Below are 21,686 nucleotides of genomic sequence, written 5' to 3' on the forward strand. Positions count from 1 at the left end.
GAAGCCATTCTTTTCTTACTTACGCTTTTTCTTTTTCTTCTTGAATCCTGGTACATTTTCGAAGAATGCTTTTTTCTTCTTGCCGTTACCATCTTTTTTCCCTGGCTGACTAGCTGATGCTGATGTGGACGCGGAAGCTGTTCCTCTTCCTTTTCCTTTGCCACCACGGTCAAATTTTCTTCCTGTGCCACGTTCTCCGCCGCGCTCATTACTGCGTTCGCTACGTCCACCGCGTTTCTTTCTGCCTGTTCTTGGCTGTTCGATAACGACTGGGCGGTCTTTGAACTTACGACGAGGCGTACCTTTCATGCCAACGATTTCAAAGTCGATTGCACGCTCGTCTTTGTTTACGTTAATAACGCGAATTGTGATTTCGTCACCGATGCGGAATACGTTACCTGTACGTTCTCCAATCATTGCGAAATGCTGCTCGTCATAACGGTAGTAATCATCCGTTAAGTAGCTAACGTGTACAAGACCTTCAATTGTATTTGGAAGCTCTACGAATAAACCGAAGTTTGTTACAGAGCTAATCATACCGTCATACTCTTCGCCGATCTTATCAACCATATACTCTGCTTTTTTCATTTCGTCTGTTTCACGTTCTGCTTCAACAGCACGGCGTTCCATATTAGAAGAGTGTTCTGCAATCTCAGGTAAGTTTTCACGCCATTTTGCTTGTGTTTCATTGTCGACTTTACCGTTAATAATATATTCACGAATTAATCTATGAACGATCGTATCTGGGTAACGACGAATTGGCGATGTGAAATGCGTGTAAAACTCAGTTGATAAACCGAAATGTCCTAAGCTATCCGCATCGTAACGCGCTTGCTTCATTGAACGAAGCATTACTGTTGAAATGACTACTTCTTCAGGCTGCCCTTGCACCATTTCAAGAATTTGTTGTAGCGCGCGAGGATGTACTTCATTCGCACGTCCTTTTACCGCATATCCGAAGTTCGTTACAAACTCGAAGAAACGCTCTAACTTATCTTCTTTTGGATCTTCATGGACACGGTACATGAATGGTACGTTCATCCAGTGGAAGTGCTCTGCTACTGTTTCGTTCGCAACAAGCATAAATTCTTCGATTAGTTTTTCTGATACAGAACGATCACGCATGACAACATCGGTCGGTTTTCCTTCTTCATCTACTAATACTTTCGCTTCTTTAAAGTCAAAGTCGATCGCACCGCGGCGCATACGTTTTTCACGTAAAATTTGTGCTAATTGCCCCATCTCTTTAAACATCGGTACGAGCGGCTCATAGCGCTTAATTAATTCTTCGTCCTCATCTTCTAAAATGCTTCTTACGTCAGCATACGTCATACGCTCTGTCGTTTTAATTACACTTTGGAAAATCTCGTGTTTTACAACGTCACCTAAGTTATTGATTTCCATTTCACAAGATAACGTCAGGCGGTCTACTTTCGGATTTAATGAACAAATACCGTTAGATAGACGGTGCGGAATCATCGGAATTACACGGTCTACAAGATAGACACTTGTCGCTCTCTCCGCTGCTTCTACATCAATTGGAGAACCTTCTTGAACGTAATGACTTACATCCGCAATGTGAACGCCAAGCTTGTAGTTACCGTTCTCGAGCTTCGTTACTGTGACAGCGTCATCTAAATCTTTCGCGTCTGCACCGTCAATTGTTACGATCATTTGGTCACGTAGGTCACGACGATCTTTTAAATCTTCTTCTGAAATCGTTTCTGGTACACTGTTTGCATGCTCCATCACTTCTTCAGGGAACGCTAAAGGTAAATGATGTTTATGAATAACAGATAAAATATCTACTCCTGGATCATTTTTATGACCTAGAATTTGAATAACTTCACCTTCTGCACTTAAACGATTCTCTGGATAACTCGTAATTTTCACAACTACTTTATGACCTTCTACAGCACCCATCGATGCACTTTTCAAGATAAAGATATCACTCGTCCAGCGCTTATTGTCAGGTATAACAAATCCAAAGTTTTTCGATTCTGTATATGTACCAACTAGTTCTTTCGTGCCGCGTTCTAAAATGCGTACAATTGAACCTTCTTGACGCGAACCGCTCGATTGGGAACTAAGGCGTGCTAATACTGTATCGCCATGAAGTGCACCGTTTAATTCTGTAGGCGGGATGAAAAGATCATCGTCTCCTGTTTTCTTCTCGTCTGGTACAACGAATGCAAAGCCACGTGCATGTCCAATTAACTTACCACGTACTAAATTCATCTTTTCCGGAAGACCGTAACGGTTGCTACGAGTACGAATAACAAGTCCCTTCTCTTCCATCATTACAAGTGCCTTTACAAAATCTTTAAAGCCTTCAGAACCTTCAATCCCAAATGCCTCTTCTAACTCTTGTATCGTTAGCGGTTTATACGCTTCTTCTCTCATAAATAATAACAACTTATCAATATGTTCTTGTATGATTTCTTCCAAGCAAAAATACCTCCTTTAAAACCTTATATTATTTAGTGTATCCGAAAGATAGGGGATGTATAAAGTGAAACTTCAATACTCCCCTTATGATTTTTACAGTTTTCACAAAAAATTCCTTATGAAAAAAAGAGGCAACTAGATCTTACCAATCTAGTTGCTCCAAGAAGTTATATACATCCTCATGTAGCTCGTCACGTTGTTTATCAAGTGTAATGACATGCGTAGAGTCTTCATACCATTTAATGTCTTTTAACGTAGATTCTACACCGTTATAAATAATGTTAGCACTATCTGTATTAATCATTTCGTCATGACGTGCTTGTACAACAAATGTTGGTGCATAAATCATATCCACATTGTTACGTACGTCAGCAATTAATTGTTGTAATGCTTTTAATGTATTCATAGGTGTCTTTTGGAATTCCAACATTTCTTGTTCAATTTGTTCTGGTGATTTTTGCTCACGTTTTTTATATTCGCGGGCATATGCCAATATACCTTGGTACATCGTTTCTTCACTCTTAATATACATCGGTGCACACATTGGTACTACACCTAAAACCGGTGTTGTATACGCTAATTTTAAAGAAAATACTCCGCCTAAAGATAAACCAACAACAGCAATTTTCTCAAAACCTTTATCTTTTAAAAGCTGATATGCCTCCGTTACGTCTTGCCACCAATCTTCAGGACCTGTATGAACAAGCTCTTCTGGTGGGACACCGTGCCCTTTATAAATTGGCGCATGACAAGTGTAGCCTTTCTTTTCTAAGAAACGCCCTAACATACGTACATCAGCTGAGTTTCCTGTGAATCCATGTAGTAATAAAACAGCGCGGTCTCCACCCTCAAATGTAAATGGTTTCGGAGATGCTAATTTCATCATGTACTTCTCCTCTTTCTCTTCTGTAATCTAGTCGTATTCTTTCTATATCTAGTGTACCATATTTGTATTTCTATAATCTAATTAGAAACATCTTTCAAATGGCAAAACAAAAAAAGAAGAACCATTAGTACATCTTACTAACGCTTCTTCTTTCCATTCTATAAGTTTAAGTACGTAACACCAATTGTTAATGCGAAGAACAATACAGCTAAAACAATTGTAATACGGTTTAATACCGCTTCAATTCCACGTGCTTTTTGCTTACCAAATAATTGCTCTGCACCGCCTGAAATTGCACCTGAAAGGCCTGAGCTATTACTAGACTGCATAAGTACCATAACAATCATTAAAATCGATACAATAATAAGTAAAACGGATAATAACGTATGCACTTGGCGTACCTCCTACAAAAATTCAGTTATTGTAACTGTAGCATAAATTCTATAGAAAAGCGAGAGCTATACAGTCGCTCTCGCTTTTCTTCTCTTACATGAACATCATTGCAAATAACGGCCCGAGCAAACATGTCAAAATGGCTGTTAATGTCATTGTTACCGATCCAATAACACCTTCATGTTCATTATTTTTCATCGCTCTCATGACGCCCATAATATGAGAAGCACATCCAAATCCGATCCCTTTACCAACTGAGTTTGTAACGCGGCTCCATTTTAATAAAAGCGGGCCTGTAATCGTTCCAGTAATACCTGCAATAACAACGAAAGCTGCTGTTAATGACGGTACACCACCAACTTGCTCCGAAACACTCATCGCAACTGGCATTGTCACCGATTTTGGTAAAGAAGATAAAATTAAGCTTTTATCTGTTCCCATAAGTGAGGCAATAGCAAAGTCACTTGCGATGGCAACTGTTGTACCTACTAGTACACCACCAGCAATCGGTACAACATACTTTTGCAGAACGTGACGTTGTTTATAAAGAGGAATTGCAAATGCTACAACACCGGGTCCGAGCAGCTTTGCAATCCAGCCGCCGCCACTTTCCATATAATGTTGATACGGTATATCAAGCACGATTAATAAAAAAGCCATTAATCCTGTTGCTACAAGCATTGGAATGGTGAATGGTGTTGGAAATAATTTATAGATTTTTTTAGATAATTGATATAATAGCACCGTAAAAAGAACCCAACCAATTCCGATTAATATTTGACTCATCGCGACTCTCTTTCCTTTCTATTCGCAAGATATTGTCCTGTATGTCCTGCGACAATAATAATTAAAAATGTACTCGCTACAACTGTAATGAAAAGAGAAATTCCTTTACTCATAAAAAAAGCACCGTAATTCATTAGGCCAAGCGTTGGCGGAATTAATAAAAACGGCATAATAGCAACGAGTGTTTCTGCTCCTAAATCGAACCATTTCACTGGAAGAACTTTTAGGCTAAGTAAAACAAGTAAGAGGAACATTCCAATTAAACTTCCTGGGATTGGAATATTTAGCATTTCTTGTACCCACGTTCCAACCATATAAAAGACGTAAAGAGCAGCAATTTGGACAAGAATTTTTGTAAATTTCATGTTCATCATCCCTCTTGTTTATACGATCTTCTGTTAATATCTTTATCATAGTATAAATTGTAAAAAGCTGCAATTTATCAACTTGACAGCAAAAAACGCCTATGTTATCCGCTTACAACCTTGATATGACTACATTTCTAAATAAAAATTAAGTCAAAAACCTTGACCTAATATAAGAAGTTTTTATTTTCTGAATTTTAAAGGTTGTTATTTCAATAAAATAATCTTTTTATTCTTAAGCTTACATATATATAAAGAAGATAGGTGGTGAACATATGCCCAAAAAAGTTCTTATTTTTTGTGATCCTGGGATTGATGATACGATGGCTCTCCTCTTAGCATTCTTTATCGATGAAATAGAAATCATCGGCATCGTTGCTGATTACGGCAATGTTCCAAAAGAGATGGCCGTACAAAATGCTCATTTTCTTACGAACGAAACAAGGAATAGAAATATTAAGATATTTGGCGGATCAGAGCGTCCGCTTACTGGTGCCCCGCCTGCTTTTTTTACAGATGTACACGGAAAACAAGGGCTTGGGTCAATCATTCCAAAGGGGAATGTGGCTGACGGAGAAATGGAGAATTTCTTCGAAGTGATCCCTCTTATTGAACAGTATAAAGATGAATTAATTATTGTAAGTTTAGGAAGACTTACCTCTCTAGCAATTTTGTTTATTATGTGCAAACAGTTAATGAAACAAATTAAATCTTACTACGTAATGGGCGGTGCCTTTTTACACCCTGGTAACGTTACCCCTATTTCCGAAGCAAACTTTTATGGCGATCCTACTGCTGCTAACATTGTTCTTCAATCTGCAGCGAACATGTACATATACCCGTTAAACGTTACCCAATACTCCGTCATTACACCAGAAATGGCCGAGTACATTGAAGCAAAAGGAAAAGCCCCACTCGTCAAACCGTTATTCGATCATTATTACTATGGATATTATAAAAATGCCCTGCCAGATTTAAAAGGTAGCCCCTTCCATGACACAATGCCAATACTCGCTTTACTTGATAACTCTATGTTTACGTATCACAAATCACCTATCGTTGTCATGGCAGAATCTTATGCACAAGGAGCAAGCATTGGAGAATTTCGTTCCTTAGGAAAACCTAAACCATTTATGGATTGGCCGAGTCATCAAATCGCAATTGATTTTGATTATAACCGTTTCTTTAAACATTTCATGTCACTTATGACGGGTGAGCAATTTTAACATAAAAAAACAGACCGTGATTTCTCACGGTCTGTCATTATTTTCTACAATTATCGTTTGATGTTGTAGAAAGATTTGATACCATCGTAAACAGCGATTTCGCCTAGTTCGTCTTCGATGCGTAATAATTGGTTGTACTTAGCAATACGGTCAGTACGGCTCATAGAACCAGTTTTGATTTGGCCAGCGTTAGTTGCAACTGCGATGTCAGCGATTGTAGCATCTTCAGTTTCACCAGAACGGTGAGATACAACTGCTGTGTAACCAGCACGTTTAGCCATTTCGATAGCTTCGAAAGTCTCAGTTAAAGTACCGATTTGGTTAACTTTAATTAAGATTGAGTTAGAGATACCTTTTTCGATACCTTCAGCAAGTTTTTGAGTGTTAGTTACGAATAAATCGTCACCAACTAATTGTACTTTATCACCGATACGCTCAGTTAATAATTTGTGACCATCCCAGTCGTTTTCGTCTAAACCATCTTCGATAGAGATGATTGGGAAGTCTTTGCAAAGCTCTTCGTAGAAATCAACCATTTCTGCAGAAGTTAAGCCAGTACGGCCTTCGCCTGCAAGGTCATATTTACCAGTTTCTTTGTTGTAGAACTCAGAAGAAGCAACGTCCATTCCTAAGAATACGTTCTCGCCAGCTTTGTAACCAGCTTTTTCGATAGCTTCGATGATTACTTCTAATGCTTCACGGTTAGAACCAAGGTTTGGAGCGAATCCACCTTCGTCACCTACTGCAGTGTTAAGACCTTTGTCATGTAATACAGCTTTAAGTGCATGGAATACTTCAGCACCCATACGGATTGATTCTTTGAATGTTGGAGCACCAACTGGTAAGATCATGAACTCTTGGAAGTCTACGTTGTTATCAGCGTGAGAACCACCGTTGATGATGTTCATCATTGGAGTTGGTAATTGTTTTGCATTGAATCCACCAAGGTAACGGTATAATGGAAGACCTACGAAGTCAGCTGCTGCGTGAGCTACTGCCATAGATACACCAAGGATAGCGTTAGCACCTAGTTTACCTTTGTTTGGAGTGCCATCTAATTCGATCATAGCACGGTCGATACCAGCTTGGTCAGTTACGTCGAAACCAACGATTTCTGGAGCGATTGCTTCGTTAACGTTGTTTACTGCGTTCATAACACCTTTACCTAGGTAACGAGATTTGTCACCGTCACGTAATTCTACTGCTTCGTGTTCACCAGTAGATGCACCACTTGGTACGATAGCGCGTCCGAAAGCGCCGCTTTCTGTGTAAACTTCTACTTCTACAGTTGGGTTACCACGAGAGTCAAGGACTTCGCGAGCATAAACATCAATAATTGTTGACATAATAAATTCTCTCCTTTTTATATAAGCAAATTATTTAATAATTGTTTTACCTGTCATTTCTTTCGGTTGCTCAACACCAAGAAGTGTAAGCATTGTTGGAGCGATATCACCTAAGATACCATCTTCACGTAATTCTACGTCGTTCTTCGTAACGATGAAAGGAACCGGGTTAGTTGTATGAGCTGTCATTGGCTCTCCTTCAGAAGTTAATTCTTCGTCAGCATTACCATGGTCAGCAGTAATAAGTGCTACACCATCTTTTGCAAGAATCGCTTCTACAACTTTTCCTAAACATTCGTCAGTTGCTTCTACTGCTTTAATTGTTGGTTCCATCATCCCAGAATGGCCAACCATATCACAGTTCGCAAAGTTAAGAATGATAACATCATGTTTATCATTTTCGATTTCATTTACTAAAGCGTCCGTTACTTCGTAAATGCTCATTTCAGGTTTCAAGTCATACGTTGCAACCTTCGGTGAGTTAATTAAGATACGCTCTTCTCCTGGGAATTCAGCCTCACGACCACCGCTAAAGAAGAATGTAACGTGCGGATACTTTTCCGTTTCCGCGATGCGAAGTTGCTTTAATCCCGCTTGCGCAACAACTTCACCTAATGTGTTATCAAGGTTCATTGGCTTGAATGCCACGTAACCATCTACTGTTTCACTAAAGTGTGTCATACATACGAATTCTGGAATGTGAGGTACTTTTTCACCACGATCGAACTCACGGAAGTCTTCGTTTGTAAATACACGAGCAATTTGAATTGCACGGTCTGGACGGAAGTTATAGAAGATAACTGCATCATCATCATTGATTGTTGCAACTGGCGTGTTATCTTCGTTAACAATTACAGACGGCAATACGAATTCATCATAGATACCATTTGCATAAGAGTCTTCTACACACTCTTCTGCTGATTTATAAGTAGGGCCTTCACCATTCACCATAGCACGGTAACATTTTTCTACGCGATCCCAACGCTTGTCACGGTCCATCGAGTAATAACGACCAGAGATAGTCGCGAATTGTCCTACTCCTGTTTCTTTAATTACTTCATTTGTTGCATCGATATAGCTTTGTGCTGTTTTTGGTCCAACATCGCGGCCATCTAAGAATGCATGAATGTATACTTTCTCAACGCCTTCTTTAGCTGCTAAGCGAAGAAGAGCAAACATGTGGTTCATGTGACTGTGCACACCACCGTCAGAAAGTAAACCGAATAAATGAAGTGCAGTACCTTTTTCTTTTACGCTTTTAATTGCACTTTGGAACGTTTCGTTCTTATCGAACTCACCTTCACGAATTGCAACGTTTACGCGTGTTAAGCTTTGATATACAATGCGGCCAGCACCGATATTTAAGTGACCAACCTCAGAGTTACCCATTTGACCTTCTGGAAGACCTACTGCCTCGCCACAAGCTGTAAGCGTTGTGTGAGGGAATTTGTTCCAGTAACCATCAAAATTAGGTTTCTTAGCTTGTGCTACAGCATTCCCGTAAGTTTCTTCACGAAGTCCGAAACCGTCAAGAATGATTAAAGCTGTTGGCTTTCTCATTTTACCGCCCCCAGAAGACCTAAGAACGAAGCAGGCTCTAAGCTAGCACCGCCAACTAAAGCGCCGTCGATGTCAGATTGTGCCATGTACTCTTTAATGTTTTCTGGTTTTACGCTACCGCCGTATTGAATACGAACAGCTTCTGCAGCCGCTGGAGAAACAACTTCTGCAACAACTTTACGGATGTGCGCACATACTTCGTTTGCATCTGCAGAAGAAGAAGATTTACCTGTACCGATAGCCCAGATTGGCTCATAAGCGATAACAGTTGCTTTAACTTGCTCTTCTGTTAAACCTGCAAGTGCTTTTGTCACTTGACCTGCTACTAGATCAAATGTTTTTCCGCTTTCGCGCTCTTCTAAAGTCTCACCACAACATACGATTGGTGTTAAACCATGTTCAAATGCTGCAATAGTCTTTTTGTTTACTGACTCATCTGTTTCAGCAAACATTTCACGACGCTCAGAGTGGCCAAGTACTACGTAGCCTACTTTTAAGTCGCTAAGTGCTACTGGGCTAATTTCGCCAGTGAATGCACCATTTTTTTCGAAGTGCATGTTTTGTGCACCTACTTGTAAATCAGTTCCTTCAGTCGCTGCTACAAGGCGCTCTAAGAATAGAGCTGGAGAGCAAACTACTGCATCAACAGCTGAAGCTGCTGGGATTTGACCTTTAACTTCCTCTACGAAGCTAACTGCTTCAGATAGAGTTTTATTCATTTTCCAGTTACCTGCGATAATTGGTTTACGCATGCTTTGCACCGTCCTTTTTCTTTGGCTGCTACTTATTTGTCGTTAAGACAAACTACACCTGGAAGCTCTTTACCTTCCATGAATTCTAATGACGCACCGCCGCCAGTAGAAATGTGGCTCATTTTATCAGCCATACCGAATTTTTCAACAGCTGCTGCAGAGTCACCACCGCCGATAACAGAGTATGTACCTTCTGCATCTGCTAATGCTTGTCCTACTGCTTTTGTACCTTCTGCGAATGGAGTCATTTCGAATACACCCATTGGTCCATTCCATACAACAAGCTTAGAGTTTTTAATTACATCTGCATAAATTTCACGTGTTTTAGGACCGATGTCCACGCCTTCCCAGTTAGAAGGGATAGAGTCGATACCAACGATTTTAGTTGTTGCAGTTTCAGAGAATTCCTCAGTGATTACAACATCAACTGGCATGTAGAAGTTTACGCCTTTTTCTTTTGCAAGTTGCATAAATTCTTTTGCTAGTTCGATCTTGTCGTCTTCACATAGAGATAGACCAATTTCATGACCTAAAGCTTTAACGAATGTGTAAGCAAGTCCGCCACCGATGATTAAGTTATCTACTTTGTCTAATAGATGACGAATTACACCGATTTTATCTTTTACTTTCGCACCACCGATGATAGCTGTGAATGGACGTTCTGGGTTAGAAAGTGCTTTACCTAATACTTCTAACTCTTTTTCCATTAATAGACCAGATACTGCTGGTAGGTAGTCTGCGATTCCTGCTGTAGAAGCATGAGCACGGTGAGCTGCACCGAATGCATCGTTTACGAAGATGTCAGCAAGAGCTGCAAATTCTTTCGCAAGTTCTGCATCGTTCTTTTCTTCGCCCGCATAGAAACGTACGTTTTCAAGAACTAATACGTCGCCTTCGTTCATTGCTGCAACCATTTCTTGTGCAACTGGTCCGAATGCTTCGTCTGCTTTTTTAACATCTTTACCAAGAAGCTCGCCTAAACGTGCTGCTACTGGAGTAAGACGTAATTCTTCTACTGCTTGACCTTTTGGACGGCCTAAGTGGCTTGCTAAAATAACCTTCGCACCTTGCTCTACTAAATATTGAATTGTAGGAAGAGCTGCACGGATACGAGTTTCATCTGTAATTTTGCCTTCTTTCATAGGTACGTTGAAGTCAACGCGGCAAAATACACGCTTACCTTTTAAATCTACGTCACGAATTGATTTTTTGTTCATTGGATTTCCCTCCGACTACTAGTTAGGATTGACAAAACCCACTCAAAAGCTTAACACATTTGCTTTTAAAACGAAAGAAGAGAGAGAGGGAACAAACCCTCTCCCTCGTTTTGTCATTGATAACTTATATAATTAAGAATTAAAGACCTTTTGAAGTCATGTAAGCTGCTAAGTCTACTACGCGGTTAGAGTAACCTGTTTCGTTATCGTACCAAGAAAGTACTTTAACCATGTTACCTTCCATTACCATTGTAGATAATGCATCGATTGTAGAAGAAGCTGTACATCCGTTATAGTCGATAGATACTAATGGCTCTTCGCTGTATCCAAGGATACCTTTTAATTCGCCTTCAGCTGCTGCTTTGAATGCTGCATTTACTTCTTCAACTGTTACTTCTTTGTCAAGTTCAACAACTAGGTCAACTAGAGAAACGTTAGCAGTTGGAACACGTACAGCGCCACCGTTTAATTTACCTTTAAGTTCTGGTAATACTAATGCTACAGCTTTAGCTGCACCAGTAGATGTTGGGATCATGTTTTCAGCTGCTGCACGAGCACGACGTAAATCTTTGTGTGGTAAGTCTAAGATTTGTTGGTCGTTAGTGTAAGAGTGAATTGTTGTCATCATTCCGCGTTTTACGCCGAATTTTTCGTTTAATACTTTAGCGAATGGAGCTAGACAGTTTGTAGTACAAGAAGCGTTAGATACTACGTTGTGGTTAGCTGCATCGTATTGTTCGTGGTTAACACCCATAACTACAGTGATATCTTCGTCAGAAGCTGGAGCTGAGATGATAACTTTCTTAACTGATCCACCTAAGTGTTTTTCAGCGTCTGATTTTTTAGTGAAACGGCCAGTAGATTCTACTACTACTTCTACTCCGTAGTCGCTCCATGGTAATTGAGCTGGGTCACGCTCAGCGATAACTTTAATTTCTTTACCGTTAACAACGATGCTGTTTTCGTTAGCAGATACTTCTGCATTTAAAGTTCCGTGAACTGTGTCATATTTTAAAAGGTGAGCTAATGTTTTAGCATCTGTTAAGTCGTTGATTGCTACTACTTCTACCTCAGAGTTGTTAAGAGCTGCGCGGAATACGTTACGTCCGATACGTCCAAATCCATTAATACCAATTTTAGTCATTTGAATTTCCTCCTTGGGGGATTATATTAAAGGGTAATACCCTTTGTTAACTGTTTTGCTGCACCTTCATCTGTAATTAGAATTGAAGTGTGCCCTTGTTTAATTACAGCCTGTATTGCCTTTGCCTTTGAAGAACCTCCAGCGACTGCAACAACGTGAGATACATGTTGTAAATCCTCTAGTTGCATACCAACTGTTCTTACTTTATGAACAACATTTCCTTGTTCATTAAAGTAGTAACCGAAAGCTTCGCCAACTGCTTCGCTTGCCTGAATCTTTAACCAATCTGCTTCTGAAGTATTTCTGCGACGTGCCATTGTTAACGCATCACCTATTCCATGAATGACGATATTGGAAGATCGAATCAACTCAAGAACTTCTTTCACGGAAGGCTCTGTCACAATAGACGCATATGCTTCGCTGCTAACATGGTCTGGGACATACAATAAGCGATAATTACTCATCGTATTTTGCGCCATCTTGGCACAAATGGTATTGGCTTCTAATTCGACGCCTTCTCCAATTCCACCACGTGCTGGGACAAATAGCATATGTAAATCTTTGCAATCAAGCTGCATCATGTCCGCAACAGCAGCTAGCGTAGTTCCTCCAGCCACAGCAACGATATTATTCGCTGTCAGACGGTCTTTTATACAAGTCACACAAGCACGGCCCATCTCCAGTTTGACCCAAGGCGATTCATCACTATCACCAGGGACAACGAAAACTTCATCCAAGTCTAATGTTTCCTTAAGTTGCTTTTCTAAAACCTTTAACCCGGAAATTTCTTTCATAAAGTCTTCCAAAGCAAGAACTAAAGCTGTTCCTTCTTCTGTCAATGTCATTCCAGAAGAAGCGACGTGAACTAAGTTTTGTTCTTTCAAAACTTGAACTTCACTTCGCAATACTCGTTCTGTCATACCGAGACTTGCTGATAAGTTTCTTCTTCCAATCGGCTGCATGAGCCTAATGTATTGAAGAATTTGCATTCTCGTTTGCATAACAGGTAGCAGATCAGGTAATAATTTTTTTGTGTTCTGAATCCATGAGCGCATATCTTTTCTCCTCACTACATCGGTTCATTTTCCCTCGTGGTCACTTTACGTCCCGTAGTGACATTTTGTGTCCCACATAGGTTAAAAAAATAATCCCTGCTACGTGTATTATTGTAACAGGAGATAGAAACTTATTCAACTCTTAACTGCATTCTTTATATAGTTTATTATGACACCTTTGTGAATGTTACCATATTCTACTTGTTTTCCGTCCATTTCTACAACCGGAATCATTAGGTGATATTTTTCTAAAAGGTCATTATCTTCATATATATCTATTTCCTCAATTTGAAAAGAATATTCACATTGCACTTCCTGTAAAACTTGTTTCGCCTTCACGCAAAGGCCACAATCTTTTTTTGTATACAGTACAACTTTCATCTTCTTCACCTATCCGATCGTTTTTCGTAATGACGAAGCCGGAATGTGCATTTGCTCTCTATACTTCGCCACTGTTCTTCGAGAAATAACGATTTCATGCTCTTCTTCTAATAATTTTGAAATCTTTTGGTCTGAAAGTGGCTTTTTCTTATTCTCCGCCTCAACAAGCGTTTGAATAAATTGTTTTACACGCTTTGTAGAAACTGCTTCATCTTCAGTAGTCGAAACGGCATTACTAAAGAACGATTTCATCTCAAATAAACCGTGTGGTGTTTGCACATATTTATTTCGCGTCGCACGACTAATTGTCGATTCATGCACACTTAACTCTTCTGCTACTTCTTTTAAAGCAAGTGGCTTTAAATACTCTGGACCTTTCCAGAAGAAATCACGTTGTTTTTCCATAATAATGGTCATTACTTGCAAAAGCGTTTGTTTTCTCTGTTTCAAACTACGCATAATCCACTGCACATGCTGATACTTTTCTGATACGTAAGATGCTACTTCACTTTCACTATTATTAAGAAGCGCACTATATTCAGAATGAATCTCAATTCTCGGCATATTTCTCTCATTCATTTGTAAAACGAGACGATCGCCATCTTTTTTCACCGCCATATCAGGCACAATATAAAGTGGTTTATCGGAAGAAAACGCAAGACCTGGTTTTGGTTGTAATGACGTTATACAATTTACCGCATCCTGCAATTCTTCATTACTACACTTCAACACTTGAGCGAGCTTTCGCCAATCTTTCTTCACGAAATAAGCAAAGTGATCCTCTATAACCTCCTCCGCTAATCCATTCCGTCTTTGTAAGCGCTTCAATTGTAAAGTTAGACATTCCTGAATATTCCGCGCCCCTACCCCTGCTGGCTCAAGTGATTGGACAAGCTCTACAGAGCGGTCAACTACATGAAGTGGTGCGGAAAGAAGATTTGCTAACTCTTCATTCGTTTCTTGTAAATATCCATTTCCATCCATGTTCATAATAATGAAAGAAGCTACCTTCCGCTCTTCTTCCTCTATTTTATAATACTGTATTTGATTTAATAAATGTTGCTGAATCGTTGTTGAATCCACACTGTAGATTTCCATCTGATTCTCGACTTGTTTGCTGGTACTTTTACTGTTGTTAGAGCTCTTTTTCTTCTCCCTCTCAAAACCACCTAACTCAATAAGGGGATTCTCTAACGATTGCTCATACAAAAACTCCGATAATTCTTGTACATTATACTGGAGCATTGTAATCGCTTGCCTTAACTCTTGTGTCATTGCCAAACGTAAGCTTTGTTCTTGTAAAAGACTTGCCTTCAAACTAATCTCCCCCTTGTTTCTATTGTACAATAAGTTTGGTAAAAGGAGAATGCTATCACAGACACCCATTCCAAAATATTATTAATTTATATGTATTAATGAGATTTACAACTTACAACCGAAATTTGAATAATATTGAAAGAAAATATTAAGACCAAAAATTATTACCAAGTACTAATAGTAAATCTTATCACTAGATATAACAAGAGGGAAATAAAAAAAGTCCTAACCTACAAAACGTAAGTTAGGACTTTTTGACGCGCCCAGAGGGATTCGAACCCCCGGCAGACGTGGTACCGGAAACCACACAGTAACGGTTATGTAAAATTATCAGTAAAATCAAGGTTTTACCTTGCATGTAATGTAGAAATAAAAATTTTTGAAATGAACATACAACGGTATGTATGCTAAACTATTTCGATTATAAAATCGCTTGCGTACTTTTTTCAATATTAATTTCATTTCTTCTATTGTTTCACCTTTGTTTTAAAATACAAATTAATGTGTAGGTAATTGATGTTTTGAGATCATTGCTACTGGAATCTGAACAGTTCCATAAGATACACCACAAGTAAAAACGTACCCTATCATATTCATTATAGCTTCATGTCTTTCTGTTTCACTTCTAGACTTATTATTCAGTATCGTATCTATTATTTCTTCACATTGTTTATATTTCACCATTGCTTCAGCTTGAATCATTTCAAAAATTCCTTTCTCATTTCCCTCATAATTGTCTAACATTCTTAGAATTTCTGAAATTTTTTCGTCCATGTTGTTAACTATCAGTTATTTTAGGACTATCTTTTACATGTTTGCTTCTGAATCCCATACCTCTACAAATTCAAAACCTTTTAAATCACTTTCTAAAATTGCATTTCTTAATTCATCCGATACAAAGACGGAAGGAATATGTAATATTTCATTTAAGTAAACTTTAAATATTGTTTGGTTCTTAACCATATTAGATAAGAATGCGTATTTTTTAAAATCTATTACTAAGCCAGAACGTAATTTCTTTAGTATAGCTTTTTCATAGTCAACAGCATCTATTGCATTTAAAACGTTAATTATATAATACACTTCGCCTGTCACATCATGAATTAGGGGAAGAAATTCTACATTATCAACCAGCTTAGGTTCTAGGAATTTTTTAGCTTTCTCACTAACCATTGGTGTACCAACTTCTCCCCAAAAATGAGGAAAATCACTTTGCTTTCCTTCTTCTACACATTTAATACGTATTTCTCCCCATGAATTAGATGCTTTTGCTGCCGAGTCAATTTTTCCTTCAAAATACTTTTTAGAATCTTCTTCTAAATTCAATAATTGAAAGGATTCATAGTCATCAAATGAACTCTTTAATTCCCAAATTTTCATTTTTACTCTCCTTTGCTATTTTTCTAGTATAAATAAGATTACTTTTTCTTCGGTTTATTTAATTTTAATTCACCATCCAATAAACGTTCTCTGATATCATGTAAAGCTTCAACAGCATCTTCTTGCGTACCGCCCCGTTTCTTAACAAGACTTAATACTCTCTCTACTTCAAGTATGTACTCTGAACTATGCTTTCCTATGTGTAAGACCTCAGTAGTCACGTATTCATTAACTTTATAAGGTAAAAATACTCCATTAGCCGCCGAATCATGATCTATCCCAAATTCCCTTAATAATTTTTGTGCATTTTCTGCCCTACTATCGTTCCAAGGTGTTAGATGATGTGCTGCATTAGAATATGGGGGTGGTTCAATCCCTGCATCCTTAAGTTCTTCACGTAATATTTTAGATGCTGTATACGAATCAGGATACTCATTTTTCACTTCAACTCTATCAAGAACTTTATCCGCATAATCTTTTATTACTTCTTGTACACCTTTAACTCTACTTCTTCCACCCGAAAATTATGCCATGTTAAATTCCCTCACTACCTTAAATGCTTGAATTTACTAAACAAAATGAATTAATGAACTTTTACCTTTAAAATATAATTCTCAAACAAATGTTGAGAAATATCGAAATTCAATTTCCATTATATTCTATTCTTGCTATCATTTAATGTAATACTATTCAGAAAAGGAAGGGATTATATGCGTGTTCCAGTGAAGGAGAATGAACAGATTTCAAAGTTACTTAATGACTGGTATCAAGCTATACTACAACATCAAAATATACAAGCAACAAACTTAAAACAAGAAGTTGAAGATAAGCTTTCCAGCATAAAAGAAGATAAAAATTTATTATTATACTATTCGTTATTAGACTTTAGATATAAAGTACTAACCGATGGACTTAACATTACAAAAGATAGCTTTAATGAAATTAACTCCTTTGATGTACCTGATAGTAGTTTTTTATCCTATTATTATCACTTCTTCAAAGCTATTCACAGCACAATTCTTGCAGACTATAATGAAGCAAATGAATACTTTGGAAAAGCAGAGAAACTTTTAATGTATGTGCCTGCCGAAGTAGAAAAAGCAGAATTTAATTATAGGTTGGCATCTTTCTATTACCAAACTTATAAACCACTACCATCTATTTCATATGCTAACAAAGCAAAAGACTTTTTCAGCAAAACTAACCGTTATAACATTAACATTGCTTTATGTTATAACGTCCTAGGCTTAACATGTATACAGATAAGACAATTTGAACAAGCAGAAGAACATTTACATAAGGCGATTGACATTATTAAAGAACTTAATAACACCGAACTACTGTTACGTATTAGAAATAATTTAGGCTGGTTATATGCAAGTCAAAGTCTTTCTGAATTAGCTATCCGTCACTTATCAGAAGTTACAGAACATCTTCCAAACCATTATAAAGCTATATTCTTACAGGCTAGGGAATATTATAAATTGGGTGAACACAATAAGGTTGATACACTCATTGAAAAAGGGCTTGCAGCTTGTACTAAGATAGAAAATAAGGAATACGTACATCGCTTTAATATCTTGAAGGAAATGAATAATGGTTCTGATTCTCTAACGTTAGAAAGTGTTGTTTTAGAAGGAATTTCCTACTTCGAAGAAGAAAATTTAACACGTTGCGTACAAGAATACACAGAAATATTAGCAACTATGTTTTATAAGGAAGCAAACGAAAAGAAGGCAAGTAGGTATTTTTACATGAGTAATGAAGCAAGAAAAAAATATGAAGAAAAAGGGGCGTTAATATAATGAAAAAGCTTAAAACAGTACTACTATTATCGGTTACGGTATTTAGTTTCTTAGCAATGGCTGAGGGTGACACACCTGCACCACAAAGACCTGACTTAGCGTATAGTCACGGTCATACTGGTGGTTCTCCTGAATATACACATGGAGAAGGTTGGTCTCCATCTTACACACACGGGGAACCTTGGGGTATAACTGATGGTAATACTGGTTCACCAACTTACAATAAAGGTGACACACCTGCACCAAAAGCTTAACTGTTTCATAAAGAAAGTCATACTACTTGTATGGCTTTTTTGTTTTTTCATAATTCTATACTTTGCTTATTTACTTCTTCATTTAAATTAAAATACCCATAACACGTTCTAACGGCTTATTCACAGTGATAGACGGCTTATATAGAACAATATCCGTATCAACATCACGTCTCTTTCCAACAGCACGCCTTTTCATTCTTTTCATAACAAAACCCCTGTACACGATTATTTCTAATCACATACAAGGGGTTTCACTAGATTTACTATTAATTTTCAACACGTTCTTCACGCTGTTGAGTGCCGCTTACTTAATACCTTAATTCTTTCCGTTTTGGAATAGAACGTGTCATATTAACGCTAAATGTATGACGGTTATCCAAATTATTTCTTAAAAGAATGTAGATATAGCAAGACTTTAACGATAAGTAACGCGCCCAGAGGGATTCGAACCCCCGGCAGACGTGGTACCGGAAACCACCGCTCTATCCGACTGAGCTATGGGCGCATGATTATAAAATATACTTCATTTTCTTCTCATAATAATAGCAATAAAATCCATCTAAATCAATAAAAATATCCCCATAATCCTTTATGCACCTTAGTTATGATTACATCAACAAAGCACCATGCCCTAAATTTTCCAATCATAAATTCCCCCCAACTCACAAATTATAATCTTTGAATTGATATTCCAAAGGGGGCTTCATTCAATGACTGTAATTACGAAATTAAAGCAAACTGTTTCTGGATTAAAAAGTGCACAAGCTAGCTTAGAGGGATTCGCTCTTGATACGGATAACCAACAAGCAAAGCAACTGTTCCAAACAGCTGCGCAGCAAACACAAACGATTATCGATTCTTTAAACCCTCGCGTTGAAGAAGTCCAACAAGAAGAACCACAATACTCACAGCAATAACGGATTCGCCATGCTGTGAAATAGAAAAAGGATGATATGCAGTCATCCTTTTTCTATCACATTACATATTGCAATAGAAATGGAATGATAATTATGCGAAAACTCGGACTCATAACCGCATTATTTGCCCTTCTATTTAGCTCTTTTACCGGATGTGATAATAGTCCCTTAGATAAAAAAGTGAAAGAAGAAGCAAAACGAACGGAGAAAGAAAAAGGTCCTAAACTAACAAAGATGAGTACGGAATCCTTTAATCAATCTATATCACAAGGAGCCAAGAAAAGGGCCCTCGCTATGGATGGGATTATAAAAAGTGCGGCAGTAAATTCAAATTTAGATCTCTATATAGCAGTTATACCGGAGCATCACGAAAGGTTTGGATTAAAACCTCTTCGTAAGAAGCTTCAAAAGCAGCTAAGTGATGAGCATCCTACTTTCGATGTTCGTGTCAGTACAGATAAAAAAATCTTTATGTTACTCGAAAAACTCGAAAGAAAAATTAAGGAAAAAGAAGTATCTAAAGATGAAATTAATAAACAATTAAAATTCATTGGGAAAAAAATGGAGTCTAACACTTAACGCTTTTTTTTAAGAAAAGGAAGGATTGCAATGTCTAGTAAAGATAAAAACTTAACCCCTGTGCAACAGGAGTATAAAAAATTCGAACAAGAACGAGAACCGAAGCGCCCTGTCTTGAAAAATTGTATAAAAGCCTTTTTCGTCGGCGGTTTTATTTGCTTCATCGGACAACTCATTTCTACATTTTATATCACATATTTTGATTTCACTGAACGCTCAGCAGGAAATCCAACAGTCGCAACTCTTATTTTCATCTCCATGCTATTAACTGGATTTGGTATATACGATCGGTTTGGCCAGTTTGCCGGAGCAGGCACAGCTGTACCTGTCACTGGATTTGGCAACTCTGTTATCGCCGCATGTATCGAACACCGAACAGAAGGTTTTGTCCTTGGTGTTGGCGGTAACATGTTTAAATTAGCTGGTTCTGTTATTTTATTTGGTGTATTTTCCGCTTTCGTCATCGCACTTATTAAAACGATTCTCGTTCAATGGGGAGGGCTATAAATGTTACAAGGACACCGAACATGGGTATTTGAAAACAAACCAGTTATTATTTCGACGGGAGTCGTTGGTGGGCCGTTTGAAGCTAAAGGAAAAATTCCAGAAGACTTCGATACCCTCCATGAAGATTTATGGCTCGGACAAGATTCCTATGAAAAAGCACATAAAATTTTATTCGAAGAAGCTTGTAGCCGCGCTACTGAAAAAGCAAACCTTCGTAAAGACGATATTCAGTTTGTACTCGCAGGCGATTTAATTAATCAAATTACCCCTACAAGCTTTGCTTGCCGTACACTGGGCACTCCTTATCTCGGACTATTCGGTGCTTGTTCTACTTCTATGGAAGGTTTAGCACTTGGAGCAAGTATCGTAAATGCAAAAGGCGCAAAATATTTATTAACCGGGGCATCAAGCCATAACACCGCTGTAGAAAAACAGTTCCGCTATCCTACCGAATATGGCGGGCAAAAGCCGCCTACCGCGCAGTGGACAGTAACCGGTGCTGGTGCTGCTATTTTAAGCGATACTGGACACGGCCCTAGGGTAACATCTGCCACAATCGGACGAGTGGTTGATATGGGATTAACAGATCCATTTAATATGGGAGGTGCAATGGCTCCAGCTGCCGTTGATACAATTGAAGCCCATTTACGCGAACGACAAATTGATGCCTCTTACTACGATTTAATCGTAACGGGTGACCTCGGACATGTAGGACGCGAAATTGCTTATGACTTACTACATAAACATGGAACGAAAGTAACGAGCGAACAGTTTCAAGATTGCGGGCTACTCATTTATAGAGAAGGGCAACCTGTCATCGCTGGTGCTAGCGGACCAGGATGCTCTGCAACTGTCGTATACGGTCACTTATTAAACCGAATGAAAAGAGGAGAGTTTAATAAAATACTTGTCGTTGCGACAGGCGCTTTACTATCTCCACTTACATTCCAACAAGAAGAAACGATTCCGTGTATCGCTCACGCCGTTTCGATTGAATTTGGAGGTGCAACGCAATGATTTTTTTCTGGGCTTTCGTCATTGGCGGACTTATATGTGTAATCGGCCAACTTATGTTTGATGTTGGAAAGCTAACACCAGCTCATACAATGGCAACACTCGTTGTTGCTGGAGCTATATTAGATGGATTCAATTTATATGAACCATTAATTGATTTCGCTGGAGCTGGGGCAACCGTACCTATTACAAGCTTCGGTAATGCCCTCGTTCACGGTGCAATGGAAGAAGCTGCAAAACATGGCATCGTTGGCGTTATTACTGGCATGTTTAAAGTAACGAGCGCCGGTGTGTCCGCAGCTATTATTTTCGGCTTCATCGGAGCATTGCTATTCAAACCGAAAGGATAAGGAG

Annotated in this window: 25 protein-coding genes and 1 tRNA gene; 8 read left to right on the forward strand and 18 right to left on the reverse strand. The window is 38.4% G+C overall.

Annotation, left to right across the window (positions count from 1 at the left end; all coding sequences use genetic code 11):
• Nucleotides 1–15: 15 nt before the first annotated feature.
• The 5 genes from rnr to ACVWY7_RS23925 form a co-directional block, all read right to left on the reverse strand.
• On the reverse strand, nt 16–2,448 hold the full coding sequence (rnr, locus tag ACVWY7_RS23905; protein WP_456524005.1) for a ribonuclease R: 2,433 nt from the start codon (nt 2,446–2,448) through the stop codon (nt 16–18).
• Nucleotides 2,449–2,590: 142 nt separating this feature from the next.
• Nucleotides 2,591–3,331: a carboxylesterase gene (estA, locus tag ACVWY7_RS23910; RefSeq protein ID WP_168392677.1), complete on the reverse strand. Its 741-nt coding sequence runs from the start codon at nt 3,329–3,331 to the stop codon at nt 2,591–2,593.
• Nucleotides 3,332–3,492: 161 nt separating this feature from the next.
• Entirely contained in the window at nt 3,493–3,726 is a 234-nt protein-coding gene (gene secG / locus ACVWY7_RS23915) for a preprotein translocase subunit SecG (protein ID WP_000557262.1), read from the reverse strand.
• Between the two features lie 94 nt (nt 3,727–3,820).
• Nucleotides 3,821–4,513, reverse strand: a complete 693-nt coding sequence (locus ACVWY7_RS23920; RefSeq protein ID WP_000078306.1) for an LrgB family protein — start codon at nt 4,511–4,513, stop codon at nt 3,821–3,823.
• Nucleotides 4,510–4,878, reverse strand: coding sequence for a CidA/LrgA family holin-like protein (locus ACVWY7_RS23925; protein WP_000673222.1), 369 nt, complete (start codon nt 4,876–4,878; stop codon nt 4,510–4,512). The genes ACVWY7_RS23920 and ACVWY7_RS23925 overlap by 4 nt, the downstream gene beginning before the upstream one ends.
• A 275-nt stretch (nt 4,879–5,153) precedes the next feature.
• Between ACVWY7_RS23925 and ACVWY7_RS23930 the strand changes: the two genes are divergently transcribed.
• Entirely contained in the window at nt 5,154–6,104 is a 951-nt protein-coding gene (locus ACVWY7_RS23930) for a nucleoside hydrolase (protein WP_072192597.1), read from the forward strand.
• Between the two features lie 50 nt (nt 6,105–6,154).
• On the opposite strand, the gene eno is transcribed toward ACVWY7_RS23930, so the two are convergent.
• The 11 genes from eno to ACVWY7_RS23985 form a co-directional block, all read right to left on the reverse strand.
• Nucleotides 6,155–7,450 (reverse strand): phosphopyruvate hydratase, encoded by a 1,296-nt coding sequence (gene eno, locus ACVWY7_RS23935; RefSeq protein ID WP_000103949.1) that lies wholly within the window; start codon nt 7,448–7,450, stop codon nt 6,155–6,157.
• Between the two features lie 30 nt (nt 7,451–7,480).
• A complete protein-coding gene (gene gpmI / locus ACVWY7_RS23940; protein WP_001231152.1) occupies nt 7,481–9,010 on the reverse strand; it encodes a 2,3-bisphosphoglycerate-independent phosphoglycerate mutase in 1,530 nt (509 codons plus the stop codon).
• A complete protein-coding gene (gene tpiA, locus ACVWY7_RS23945) occupies nt 9,007–9,762 on the reverse strand; it encodes a triose-phosphate isomerase (RefSeq protein ID WP_001231039.1) in 756 nt (251 codons plus the stop codon). The genes gpmI and tpiA overlap by 4 nt, the downstream gene beginning before the upstream one ends.
• 32 nt (nt 9,763–9,794) lie before the next feature.
• Entirely contained in the window at nt 9,795–10,979 is a 1,185-nt protein-coding gene (locus ACVWY7_RS23950; RefSeq protein WP_001036338.1) for a phosphoglycerate kinase, read from the reverse strand.
• 139 nt (nt 10,980–11,118) lie between these two features.
• Nucleotides 11,119–12,123, reverse strand: a complete 1,005-nt coding sequence (gap, locus tag ACVWY7_RS23955; protein WP_000161236.1) for a type I glyceraldehyde-3-phosphate dehydrogenase — start codon at nt 12,121–12,123, stop codon at nt 11,119–11,121.
• A 26-nt stretch (nt 12,124–12,149) separates the two neighbouring features.
• On the reverse strand, nt 12,150–13,178 hold the full coding sequence (cggR, locus tag ACVWY7_RS23960; RefSeq protein ID WP_001258186.1) for a gapA transcriptional regulator CggR: 1,029 nt from the start codon (nt 13,176–13,178) through the stop codon (nt 12,150–12,152).
• A gap of 135 nt (nt 13,179–13,313) precedes the next feature.
• Nucleotides 13,314–13,559: a glutaredoxin family protein gene (locus ACVWY7_RS23965; protein WP_000869730.1), complete on the reverse strand. Its 246-nt coding sequence runs from the start codon at nt 13,557–13,559 to the stop codon at nt 13,314–13,316.
• Nucleotides 13,560–13,568: 9 nt separating this feature from the next.
• Entirely contained in the window at nt 13,569–14,876 is a 1,308-nt protein-coding gene (gene rpoN, locus ACVWY7_RS23970) for an RNA polymerase factor sigma-54 (RefSeq protein ID WP_000647965.1), read from the reverse strand.
• Between the two features lie 498 nt (nt 14,877–15,374).
• The gene (locus ACVWY7_RS23975) at nt 15,375–15,650 is read right to left on the reverse strand and encodes a hypothetical protein (protein ID WP_073524371.1); all 276 of its coding nucleotides are present in this window, start codon (nt 15,648–15,650) and stop codon (nt 15,375–15,377) included.
• 33 nt (nt 15,651–15,683) lie between these two features.
• Nucleotides 15,684–16,256, reverse strand: coding sequence for an imm11 family protein (locus ACVWY7_RS23980; protein ID WP_073524373.1), 573 nt, complete (start codon nt 16,254–16,256; stop codon nt 15,684–15,686).
• A 38-nt stretch (nt 16,257–16,294) separates the two neighbouring features.
• Nucleotides 16,295–16,699, reverse strand: a complete 405-nt coding sequence (locus ACVWY7_RS23985; RefSeq protein WP_073524374.1) for an AHH domain-containing protein — start codon at nt 16,697–16,699, stop codon at nt 16,295–16,297.
• A 267-nt stretch (nt 16,700–16,966) separates the two neighbouring features.
• Here ACVWY7_RS23985 and ACVWY7_RS23990 point away from each other — a divergent pair, with 267 nt between their 5' ends.
• Together ACVWY7_RS23990 and ACVWY7_RS23995 are read left to right on the forward strand one after the other, a co-directional pair.
• Nucleotides 16,967–18,061, forward strand: coding sequence for a Rap family tetratricopeptide repeat protein (locus tag ACVWY7_RS23990; RefSeq protein ID WP_001265861.1), 1,095 nt, complete (start codon nt 16,967–16,969; stop codon nt 18,059–18,061).
• Nucleotides 18,061–18,315 (forward strand): hypothetical protein, encoded by a 255-nt coding sequence (locus ACVWY7_RS23995; protein WP_000734399.1) that lies wholly within the window; start codon nt 18,061–18,063, stop codon nt 18,313–18,315. Before ACVWY7_RS23990 ends, ACVWY7_RS23995 begins: the two co-directional genes overlap by 1 nt.
• An 82-nt stretch (nt 18,316–18,397) precedes the next feature.
• On the opposite strand, the gene ACVWY7_RS24000 is transcribed toward ACVWY7_RS23995, so the two are convergent.
• The gene (locus ACVWY7_RS24000; protein WP_000827158.1) at nt 18,398–18,520 is read right to left on the reverse strand and encodes a hypothetical protein; all 123 of its coding nucleotides are present in this window, start codon (nt 18,518–18,520) and stop codon (nt 18,398–18,400) included.
• A gap of 224 nt (nt 18,521–18,744) precedes the next feature.
• A tRNA-Arg gene (locus ACVWY7_RS24005) sits at nt 18,745–18,820 on the reverse strand.
• A 205-nt stretch (nt 18,821–19,025) separates the two neighbouring features.
• Here ACVWY7_RS24005 and ACVWY7_RS24010 point away from each other — a divergent pair.
• From ACVWY7_RS24010 to spoVAE, 5 genes are all read left to right on the forward strand, one after another.
• On the forward strand, nt 19,026–19,232 hold the full coding sequence (locus ACVWY7_RS24010) for a DUF1657 domain-containing protein (RefSeq protein ID WP_000216166.1): 207 nt from the start codon (nt 19,026–19,028) through the stop codon (nt 19,230–19,232).
• Nucleotides 19,233–19,325: 93 nt separating this feature from the next.
• Nucleotides 19,326–19,811 carry a YhcN/YlaJ family sporulation lipoprotein gene (locus ACVWY7_RS24015; protein ID WP_001228539.1) on the forward strand — a complete coding sequence of 162 codons (486 nt, stop codon included), beginning with the start codon at nt 19,326–19,328 and terminating at the stop codon, nt 19,809–19,811.
• Nucleotides 19,812–19,841: 30 nt separating this feature from the next.
• A complete protein-coding gene (gene spoVAC, locus ACVWY7_RS24020; RefSeq protein WP_000095399.1) occupies nt 19,842–20,318 on the forward strand; it encodes a stage V sporulation protein AC in 477 nt (158 codons plus the stop codon).
• Nucleotides 20,319–21,335: a stage V sporulation protein AD gene (gene spoVAD, locus ACVWY7_RS24025; protein ID WP_000938967.1), complete on the forward strand. Its 1,017-nt coding sequence runs from the start codon at nt 20,319–20,321 to the stop codon at nt 21,333–21,335.
• The gene (gene spoVAE / locus ACVWY7_RS24030; RefSeq protein WP_000575919.1) at nt 21,332–21,682 is read left to right on the forward strand and encodes a stage V sporulation protein AE; all 351 of its coding nucleotides are present in this window, start codon (nt 21,332–21,334) and stop codon (nt 21,680–21,682) included. The genes spoVAD and spoVAE overlap by 4 nt, the downstream gene beginning before the upstream one ends.
• The last annotated feature ends 4 nt before the right edge of the window (nt 21,683–21,686 follow it).

The sequence above is a fragment of the Bacillus sp. TE9106W genome (genome assembly GCF_054062215.1).